At 62.5% G+C, this 9,059-nt stretch carries 11 protein-coding genes; 8 read left to right on the forward strand and 3 right to left on the reverse strand.

All coding sequences use genetic code 11. The annotated features are described in order from the left end of the window. Nucleotides 1-657, reverse strand: a 657-nt coding sequence (locus MKL09_RS27180) for a GntR family transcriptional regulator (protein ID WP_244025110.1), incomplete at its 3' end; no start/stop codon positions are given. A gap of 328 nt (nt 658-985) precedes the next feature. On the opposite strand from MKL09_RS27180, the gene MKL09_RS27185 reads away from it, so the two are divergent. After that, nucleotides 986-1,267, forward strand: coding sequence for a hypothetical protein (locus MKL09_RS27185; RefSeq protein ID WP_244025111.1), 282 nt, complete (start codon nt 986-988; stop codon nt 1,265-1,267). A gap of 62 nt (nt 1,268-1,329) precedes the next feature. Here the strand turns inward: MKL09_RS27185 and MKL09_RS27190 are convergent, their stop codons facing one another. Then, complete coding sequence (locus MKL09_RS27190; RefSeq protein ID WP_243969016.1) at nt 1,330-1,971, reverse strand: PAS domain-containing protein; 642 nt, start codon at nt 1,969-1,971, stop codon at nt 1,330-1,332. Between the two features lie 108 nt (nt 1,972-2,079). Here MKL09_RS27190 and MKL09_RS27195 point away from each other — a divergent pair, with 108 nt between their 5' ends. The 5 genes from MKL09_RS27195 to MKL09_RS27215 all read left to right on the forward strand — a co-directional run bounded on the left by MKL09_RS27195 (nt 2,080) and on the right by MKL09_RS27215 (nt 5,634). After that, nucleotides 2,080-2,223, forward strand: coding sequence for a hypothetical protein (locus MKL09_RS27195; RefSeq protein WP_244025112.1), 144 nt, complete (start codon nt 2,080-2,082; stop codon nt 2,221-2,223). Between the two features lie 109 nt (nt 2,224-2,332). Continuing rightward, a complete protein-coding gene (locus MKL09_RS27200; RefSeq protein WP_243969014.1) occupies nt 2,333-2,659 on the forward strand; it encodes an HU family DNA-binding protein in 327 nt (108 codons plus the stop codon). 453 nt (nt 2,660-3,112) lie between these two features. Next, entirely contained in the window at nt 3,113-4,462 is a 1,350-nt protein-coding gene (locus MKL09_RS27205) for a globin-coupled sensor protein (RefSeq protein ID WP_244025113.1), read from the forward strand. A 695-nt stretch (nt 4,463-5,157) separates the two neighbouring features. Further along, nucleotides 5,158-5,418 (forward strand): hypothetical protein, encoded by a 261-nt coding sequence (locus MKL09_RS27210; RefSeq protein ID WP_243969010.1) that lies wholly within the window; start codon nt 5,158-5,160, stop codon nt 5,416-5,418. Nucleotides 5,419-5,427: 9 nt separating this feature from the next. Then, a complete protein-coding gene (locus MKL09_RS27215) occupies nt 5,428-5,634 on the forward strand; it encodes a hypothetical protein (RefSeq protein ID WP_243969007.1) in 207 nt (68 codons plus the stop codon). Between the two features lie 408 nt (nt 5,635-6,042). Here MKL09_RS27215 and MKL09_RS27220 read toward each other — a convergent pair whose 3' ends face one another. Further along, the gene (locus tag MKL09_RS27220; protein ID WP_243969061.1) at nt 6,043-6,225 is read right to left on the reverse strand and encodes an Rmf/CrpP fold protein; all 183 of its coding nucleotides are present in this window, start codon (nt 6,223-6,225) and stop codon (nt 6,043-6,045) included. 1,756 nt (nt 6,226-7,981) lie between these two features. Here MKL09_RS27220 and MKL09_RS27225 point away from each other — a divergent pair. Next, on the forward strand, nt 7,982-8,170 hold the full coding sequence (locus tag MKL09_RS27225) for a hypothetical protein (RefSeq protein WP_243969003.1): 189 nt from the start codon (nt 7,982-7,984) through the stop codon (nt 8,168-8,170). Between the two features lie 327 nt (nt 8,171-8,497). Then, the gene (locus MKL09_RS27230) at nt 8,498-8,710 is read left to right on the forward strand and encodes a hypothetical protein (protein ID WP_243968999.1); all 213 of its coding nucleotides are present in this window, start codon (nt 8,498-8,500) and stop codon (nt 8,708-8,710) included. The last annotated feature ends 349 nt before the right edge of the window (nt 8,711-9,059 follow it).

Here is a 9,059-nt window from a genome sequence, read left to right on the forward strand (position 1 = left end):
CAGGTCTTGAACTTCAGTAGGCGTGCGCTGCGGGGATTTGCACCCACCCCCCTGAGGAATGGATCCCTTCCGGGCCAGGCGCAGCCAAGCGGTCCACTCGGCCGAGACGATGCGGACGATGTTCGGCAGGTTGCGAAACCCGGTGACGGGGCGCTCCTCGACCGTGACCAGCCCGAGCTTGCGCGCCTCGCGAATGGCGTTGCGCACGGTGGTCTCGGACACGCCCACGATCGCCGCGATGTGCCCGACCGTGAGCCGGCAATCCCCTCGTCGTGCGGTCTCGGCGGCGACCAGGGCGAGCACGCCTTGCTCGGCGTGAGTGAACTTGGCGGCGAGACCAAGGGGCATGCGGCCGGAGGCGGCCCAGCGGCGGCGACGCTCCATCGAGGCGCCCGTGCGTGGCCGTGAGCCGACACCGGGCGTCCTGGGGCTTCCTGCGCGAGCCTGGGGCGATATCGGATTTCCGATATCGAGGGCGCCCGGCTGCCGGCGAGCCGCGGGCGCATCGGTCCGCGCCTCGATCAGGCCGGACAGGCACTCGGCCTCGGCCTCCGTGATCTTGCCCTCCCCGTAGGCGCGCCAGAGCAGCGCCGTCACCTGAGGCAAGGTGATTCGGGTTGCTGCCTCGATCGCGCGGCGGATCTCGTCTGCAAACACGTGTGTCGGCCCTCATCGGGCCGCAACAGGTCGTTCCGGGCCGCCGCAGGGCGTCCGGTCCACAAGGCAAAGCCTCATCGTCGCGGGAATTGGCGTTCCCGCTTGACGCCAGGGGCGTCTTCGTGGCTTGTGAGGGGTATTCAGTCCGGCCTCACAGGCCATCTCGATTTTCGACGGCCCTCCAGTTTGGCGACTGGGGGGCCGTTGGCTTTTCAGGGGTCGACTTGCGGCGGCTGTATCTCCTGATGGTGCCGGCGACTCGCACAGAGCGCGCGCCAGCCGGACATGGCATCTCGGCCGGGTCGTACCGTTAAGTCAACGTCAGGGATTGATCAGCGCGACCATGCATGCCGAACTATTGACCATCGCCGACCTGCGCAGGACCGGCTGCATCAGCAGCCTCGAGATCGTCGCGGCGATCGACGCCTATATGCGCGACCCAACGGCCGGGCCCTACCGCTTCGCCGGTGGTCACCGCCTTGACGTCGCCGCGCTCGTAGCCTCGACGGTCAGCCCCGCGGAGGTCGCGAGCCGAGCCGGTCCGCAGGAGAAAACGTTCCGGAACGCGATCGCTGCGGCCGTCATGGCGGCACATCCGACTGTGCCGTGAATTATCGGCTGCTTGGTCCCGGCTGCGGCATCGGCACATATACGACCCGCGATGGTTTGGGCTCAGTGCAGCTTCGGATCGCGAAATGGCCTTGATGCTGCGGCCACCTGCCCGTCCGGCAGCGCCGCCGCGATCTGGCGGCCAAGTTCGAATAGCAGTGCTTTCAGAGACGGACGGAGACGGACAGCGCTGTCGTCGTCGAGCTGGTGCATCAGATCCCAAAGCTTCAGTGCGCCGTCGGCCATGGTCTCTGCGGGCGAGCCCAGCGTCTGGCAGGCCGCCAGATAACGCGATGGTCCGTCGACATGACCGTCAGCCCGCGTGTCGGTCACGTCGATGACGATCCCCCGCCCACGCATCCGTCCGTCGGGGCCTCGCTCATAATGTCCGCGCACTAAGACCCAGCGCACGATGCCGGGCGCCGGCATGATGCGGTGCTCCCACACGAACAGCCCGCCTTGCTCACGCACGCTTCGGCGAAGTTCGGGGTCGCGAGAAACCTCATCCGGGTGGAAGATCGAGAAGAGATGCGATCGTGAGATACCTTCGGCGACCTCCGCATCGGTCAGACCGTACATCTGCCCCATGACCGCATCGCCGCGGATGCGATCTGTGCTGACATCCTCCTCCCACAAACCGATGCTGAGGGTGGTCAGCGGCAACGAAGCCGACGACAGAATGCTGTTCGATGACCGACGCGGCATGCGTCATCCAACCCTATTTGCAATCTCGGTGTCGGCTTGCAACACAACTTTCCGTCGAAGTGCAACTGCGGTATACAATCGCACGTTCAGAAAGGTGGTTGGTTTAGGATGGCCGAACGTGACAAGGGCAACGGCCGAGACATCCGCCTCCCCTCAGCGGACAAAATTGCTCAAGCACGTGAGCGCGAGGGCAAGCTGCGGATGTTGAAGCGTCTCAGCGACGCCCTGGGCAAGCCGGTTGGGGACTTCTAAACGGCTGAGCCTGAGGTTCCTCCAGACGCCTCAGGCGGTAAGGCTCAAAGGTGAGGAATAGGGCCTGCCTGCACTTGCCCCGACGCCGGTGTCTTGGCACGCCGCAGCCATGATCCGATCCGAGCTCGTCGCCCGCATCGCGGAGCAGAACCCACACCTGTTCGCACGGGACGTCGAAGCCGTCGTCGCCACTATCCTCGACACGATGGCCGACGCACTGGCTCAAGGCGGCCGCGTCGAGCTGCGCGGCTTCGGCGTGTTCGAACACAAGCGGCGCGAGGCGCGGATCCGGCGCAATCCGCGGAGCCAAGACGCAGTGAAGGTGCCTGAGAGCGTCGTCGTCGGCTTCAAGCCGGGCCAGGCCATGCGAGACCTACTCAACCCGCCGGTACAGGGCCGAGCGCGTGAGGCGGAGCGTCGGCAGCAGGCGTCGTGATACCGCCGGCGATACCGGATGCCTCAGCCCCCGCCAGCTCCCGCACCATTGTGAGCCGCTGTTCGCGCGGGTAGCCGCTCCTCCGGAACTTATTAACGAACTGGCGCGAGCCGGACGGATAGATCCGCACCCCGCCGTTCTTCTCCGACGTGGCGCCGTGCTCCAGCATGTCCAGAACCCAGCGGTGCACGCACGACCGGCTCACGCCGAGCGTCCACGCGATCTGTTGGATGGGTGCGTGCTCGGCCCATATGGCGCGCGCCCGTATCCGCAGGTCATTGAAGAGCTCGCCGGTCACCGAGTGCCGGCGGTTGAGGTGCAGCCCCATCAAGTCAAAAACTGGCGAGAAACCACGAAAATGGGAGTTACGGACCCTCGGCATATTCGATCATTAACTTCATTTTTGTCTGTTTCTCGTACGTTAAAAAGACTTAATAAATTTGGAGAATACGAATGACGGCGAACACCAAGCATAAAAAAAGCCTTGGTGTTTTCGGCGTCACAGCTGACGACATGATGACGTTGCGCGCACATGCGAGCGTTGTCAGGCAGCTGATGCCTGCACTGCTCACCGAACTGCAAGACACGTTCTCGAACTGGCCGGAAATTGCTCCGGCCCTGAAGGTTCCTGATGTCCATGCGGCACGCCTCGCCCACTGGACGCTCGTGGCCACTGGCGAAATCGGATCAGAGTTCGACGCATCCGTGGAACGCTTGGCCACGGCATTCTGCCATCACAAAGTGCCCGCATACGCTATCGTTATCTGCCATTCAGTCGTGTCACGTGCACTCGTTGCCGAACTCGGCCTCTCGAACCAGATCGACGATAGGTTCGGATCGCCCAGCAGGATGAGGCAGCTGCGCGAGCACAACGCTCTCGCCAGCGTAATCAGCCGTTTGGCATGGTTCGATCTTGAACTTCTGTTAGAGACATACGCGCGCGTCGAGGATGAGCGCCAGAGCGAAACCGCGACACAGCTTGAAGGCTTCCAGCAGCAAGTTCAGGCAATAGTCGCGAGCGTGGCGCAGGGTGCCGATACGGTCAGTAGCCGCGCTGTGACGACCGTGAAGGCAACAAACGATACCTCCAGATTGGCTCAGACCGTCATGGGCGCCTCTCACGAGGCTTCCCAGAACGTGGATGGGGTCGCTGCCGCGGCAGAAGAGCTGTCAGCCTCTTTGAGCGAGGTCTCGCAGCAGGTCACTCGGGCCGCCGAGATCGCGCAGGCCGCCAATCTGGCCGCCCACCAAACCGATGCGACGGTTCAGAGCCTGTCAGGCTCTGCCGCTAAAATTAGCGATGTCGTCTCGCTCATCTCTTCGATCGCCTCCCAGACCAACCTGCTGGCGCTCAACGCGACCATCGAGGCGGCACGGGCCGGAGAGGCGGGTCGCGGCTTCGCAGTGGTAGCCGCCGAGGTCAAGGATCTGGCCGGCCAAACGGCGAAGGCTACCTCAGAGATCTCGGCTCAGGTGGCGGCCATGCAGGGCGCGACGAGTTCGGCGGTCGCAGCGATCGAACGCATCGCCGTTATGATCGCGGAGATGGATCAGGTCGCAGCCACGATGGCCGCCACGGTCGATCAGCAGCGTGCCGCGACGCATGAGATCGCGGGCAATGTCAGCCGGGCAGCCTCTGGAACGCAGGAGGTCGCCGGAAGCATCACTGGAGTCAGCGAAGCTGCTCGGACTGCGGGCGACGCAGCAACCGAACTGCAGGGGGTGGCGCGCGATCTCGCAAGCCAGGCCACTAAGCTAGAAGAAGCGATGTCGACGCTCACGGCTCGCAGCAAAGCGGCATGATGGTGAGCGGACGTTGAGTAGGAGCTGATCAACATCGGGGGCGCTCCAGCAGCTCGACAATCAACACGCTGGCGGCTGCAATGACGTTCCCATGCCCACCCCATCGCAGTGGCTCCACCTCGATCACGTTCGCCATCTCCGGCAGCACGGCCTCGGGCGTCTCGGTTTCCGGGAGCGGCAGGGGTAGGCATTGGAGCGAGCAGGCCGTACCAACGAACACTTGAAGGCGAAGGGCTACCTAAAGTGAATTCGACGTCCATTGGCGACCCCGGAGCGGCCAGATGCGCGCCATCCTCATCGCCGTGGTAGTCGCGATCGCGGTCGTTGCTGTCCTTATCCTTGGCGGACTCGCGAGTCGCAGCGTCGGCTGATCTTCAGCCGTTGTGGCCTGCGGACCACGCAAATTATGAATTGACGAAACATTAACATTTGCAGCTAGCGACCGATCGCAGCCTATGGGCAACAAGGGCCGCGTCTGCGGGGGCTGTTTATGGCGATCCCTTTCTACGACCGCCTGCACCGCTACATCGTAGTGGCTCTGTTGTGTGGCGGTCTGGCGATGATGGGAGCGGCCTGGATGTGGGACGCGCTTTAATCCACTCGCTTACCGGCTAGGGCTACATGCGGCACCGCCAAGATCTGAAAAAATGGACTGATGTTTCGAACGAAAAATCTAGAGGCGAGAGTTACGTGACATGAGCGACACTGACGTCGAACCGAAGGGCGTGGCTGAGGTTTTACGTCTCTTGAATGAACTGGCAGAGCAAATATTGGCTCTGCAAGTCATGCAACGCCCAATCCCATCGAACCAATTGACGACGTTGATCAGCGCAGCCCAGTTCCTTGAAGCGAACGAGGTGGCCTGGCCTCCACTTGTGCAGGAGGTCATCCACGAGATCGCCGAGAGAATGGATGCTGTCAGACTCGACCCGTCCAACGAAGCCGCTTTAGGCTAAGAGCCGAGCATGAGCGATCCTGAACCCGACGAGATCTTCCGGGAACGTCTGCTGCGCGTGGTTGCGGAACACGATCGCCACATGGTGATGTTTGCACGTGGGGCTATGCTTGACCTGCTCGGTCGCAAGTATGACCGGTTCAGGACGGGCATACCGCTGAAGGGGTTAGGGGACGATGCTCACCGTTCTGCTTCAGAGCCAGTAGGCGCTACGTGAAAAAGGCGCTGATTTCGAAGCGTTGGTAGAGAGGTCTGGCCATGGCAAACGAGCCGTCACACTGTGACCGGACACAACGCCCACTTCCAGACAGCCTGACGCGACTGCTGGGCGACCCCAAAGCAAAAATCCAAAACACTGCCGGGGATGGCCCAACGGTGAGCCTGTTCGATCTCATATTGTGGTGGGGCAGCGTTGCGATGTTCACGGCCGCAGCGCTCGTTTTCGTTGCTGCGCTGACGGTGGCGCAGCGACCGCTATGAACCGCCTCTCTTGAAGCCGCTGACATCATCTCCATCCAGAAGAACAATGAAAAATCGAAGGTGCAGCTACTGACGTAACGCGGTCGTCCTCGACACCGCCATCCCGGCGGCTATCCTTGCCGAGATGCGCACAGCCCTCGCCGTCTCAGGCGTCGGCCAGCGGTGAGTCTGGGCCGTCCTCTGAGGGTGTACCATCGTAGCCTTCTAACCAAGCCCGACGCTCGGGCGAGTCCGCCGGATAAGGGCAACTGTCCTTCGGTCGACCGACCACCCGGGCGTGTGCACCGTCGGCAATCGCTTCCACAGTGCTGGGCATGCGCGTGTCCATAATTCCGACAACGCGGCTGAGTTCAAAATGGCGACGCGCCCCTAAACTGAAGCGCGCCGCAAGTTGGCTTGCGGTCTCGTCGACGAGCAGGCGCCCATGGCAAAGCCCGAGCCACGAGAAAGCCCGCGCCGGGGGACTGGGCGAGCTTCCAGCCTCGGACAAAGGTGTCACCGCGGAGTCCGAGGCTGATATCAGCGTTAAATGAGGCGGCCCGTCGAAGGGGCGTTGTCGACCGTTCCTGATCGAGCTAGCGCCGGGACCCTCGCCGCTGCACCCAGGTCATCGACGGCCGCCGCATGCGATGACGCCGCATCCGCACGTTGGTGAGCATATCGGAAGGCGAAGAGACACCAGCTACGGGGCCCACCGGGACGGCAGTGGCCGGAAGGCTCAAGCCAACCAGGCTGGCACCGGCAAGCGCGGCCAGCATGAAGATACGCATGGGGATCCTCCGTGCCTCAGCGCAGGAGGACCGCGTCGGCTATAGGGAAGCGCTGAGGTCCGGTTCCGGTTCAGTAGCTGCACCCATCCACGACATCGTCCGCCGCGGTTTCACACTGTGCCCCCGTACCAAGCCTCCAGGACAGACAGCAGGGCAATGCAGCATCCACAGATGTAACTAAAATAAACTTGCACGACCCTTAGTTGCATGAGTGATTAGGGTGGCGCTAATCATACGTCGCCAAATGGCACCCCAACGCCTGTCGGCCTGGATCGCTACCACCTTGGATTGAGTTCTTAGATGTATGCTGGTGAATACAACCTGCACCTAATCGTAATACATCCAGGGCGTGTGCTGATATGCAGGATCGCCGCGCGAAGCTCCGGGTCGAGGCCACCATCGAAGGCCTTGTTGCCTTCCCAGGGGTCGATGCAGGAGTCCGCTGTATCGTGACGAACCACTCACCCGTGGGTGCTTGCCTCGCTTTTCCGCCCGGCCTCGCAGTGCCGCGCTACTTCGAACTCGCGATCGGCCAGGAGCCGATACCTTCAACCGTTCGCATAGTCTGGCGACGAGAGGACTTGGTAGGTGTTGTCTACGCAGCACCCCGATCGGGCGTACCCGACGTCATCCCAGGCTGATTTCGCGAGCGCACGCAGCCAAGAAGCTTCACAGTCTCGCCGTCTTCGGGGCGCCTCCTGAGGGCAATGGCGGTGATGGATCGCCAAGCTTACTCCGTCTTGGAGCGCACCACGTTGCGCAACACCCTCCTAGCCCTTCTGGCCGTCGCCACCGTCATGGTCGCTCACGGCTTGGTCAAACTACTGCTTCTGCCCTTCCGGGTCCTCCGCGGCCTATTCCAACACAGTCCGAAGCCCGCCCGGGTGAAGGTCGGCTAACCCACTGTTGGCATCCTGCCTTCCGAGCCGCGTTAAGTATCGGTTCTGCCGCAGGACGCGATGTCCCCGCCAGCCCGTGATCAGATCGGGCGGCTGTTCAGCGCTGCAGTGAGCTTTCTTTTGGCCCGGGCCGCGGTATGGTCACGGCGATTTCCGACTCCCCCGAGTTCGAAGTCACAACCTTCGCCCGCCCGGTCCGCCGGCGCGGGCTTTTTCGTGTCGCGCCCCCCGGTCCGGGACAGCGGTATCTAACTACCGGCACGCCCCGGTAACCGCCCGGCCCCATCCTGTCTCACGAGCCGCGTTGCGTATCGGTTCACTGAGATGAGGTAATCGAGATCCCATGCCGCCGCATAGCAAGCCGCAAGCTCCCACAGATCGAGGCGAAAAAGCTGGCCGGCTTGCAGCGAGCGAGATGATCAAGACGCTGAGCCCGGAGACAGGCAGCGTTGAGGGCGTCGTGCGCCGGCTCGAGCAAGTCGGGATCATTGTGGCCCGGGGGCATCAGGATGCCGGTATGCGAACTGCTGACGTCCGGGCATGGCACATCGGCTTTCAAGCGGGGATGCACCTCGAACTCGGCGATTACATGCGCCGCTTTTGATCAGCCGACTTCCGCCGCGCCCCGTGAGCAGATCGGGGCAGGGCCGAGCCGGTTATCAACCCAGATCAGGCAACCCCGCTTCTGGCCGCATGGCCTGCGAGCAGACCTTCGCGTGGCTCGGCCGGATGCTATCCGGTCTCGCCCCCACCCTGCTACCGAACCACGTTGCGATCTGGCACGGCGCCATCGAGAACATCTCCGAGCGCACCTCGCCGTGTCGCTACCTGACGCCCGCACAGTGGGCGACGATGCGGGAGTCGGCGCTCGACTTTTGTACCCGGTTCGGCGCCAAGGCGCACAGCCTGGGCTGGACGACACCACAGCTGTTTGGGGGTCCACCCTGACCACGGCACGCTGCGGGTCGATTACTACGGCGCGCTGATGGTCGCCGGTAACCGGGTTCAGGGCGTCGATGCCGACCGCATCATGTTCGAGCGGACAGCCGCGCGGCGGGACAAGCCCGGCCAGATCTGGGGCCCGCCGATCTGGGAGTTCAAGCCGAAGGGCGAGCAATGGCAATGCCGGCCCGAAAGACGATGAATTTCGAACCGCTGAATAAATTTGTCGAATATCTGTTAAATTTGTTTAACCATTGATCGATTGAACCCTGAACGTTTCCAACAGAAGGAACATTGCTACTCATACATGTAGAAATGGAGCCGGTTTGCGATGCCCTTATACTCCATATTCACGCGCAATGTCTCAGGATACGACGCTCCCCGCCCGAAGCTACTCGCTTATGACATTGATGACGCTGGCCATGCCGAAGCGCTGATATCTGGGATCGCTGCTTCGTATCCAGTCCATGGGCAGCGGCCGGGATCGCAAGTGCGCTGGTTTTGCTACGCGGGTGATGTCCACGAGATCTATGCTTGTCCACATTCTTGAG

Origin of the sequence: Methylobacterium sp. J-048, assembly GCF_022829515.1 — a bacterium.
Classification (GTDB): Bacteria; Pseudomonadota; Alphaproteobacteria; order Rhizobiales; family Beijerinckiaceae; genus Methylobacterium.

Excerpts from the sequence above, each read along its gene's own strand:
- MKL09_RS27205 (WP_244025113.1), top strand. The coding sequence starts at position 3,113 with ATGACGGCGAACACCAAGCATAAAAAAAGCCTTGGTGTTTTCGGCGTC.
- MKL09_RS27200 (WP_243969014.1), top strand. The coding sequence starts at position 2,333 with ATGATCCGATCCGAGCTCGTCGCCCGCATCGCGGAGCAGAACCCACAC.
- MKL09_RS27225 (WP_243969003.1), top strand. The coding sequence starts at position 7,982 with ATGATCAAGACGCTGAGCCCGGAGACAGGCAGCGTTGAGGGCGTCGTG.
- MKL09_RS27210 (WP_243969010.1), top strand. The coding sequence starts at position 5,158 with ATGAGCGACACTGACGTCGAACCGAAGGGCGTGGCTGAGGTTTTACGT.
- MKL09_RS27190 (WP_243969016.1), bottom strand. The coding sequence starts at position 1,971 with ATGCCGCGTCGGTCATCGAACAGCATTCTGTCGTCGGCTTCGTTGCCG.
- MKL09_RS27220 (WP_243969061.1), bottom strand. The coding sequence starts at position 6,225 with ATGGACACGCGCATGCCCAGCACTGTGGAAGCGATTGCCGACGGTGCA.
- MKL09_RS27195 (WP_244025112.1), top strand. The coding sequence starts at position 2,080 with ATGGCCGAACGTGACAAGGGCAACGGCCGAGACATCCGCCTCCCCTCA.
- MKL09_RS27215 (WP_243969007.1), top strand. The coding sequence starts at position 5,428 with ATGAGCGATCCTGAACCCGACGAGATCTTCCGGGAACGTCTGCTGCGC.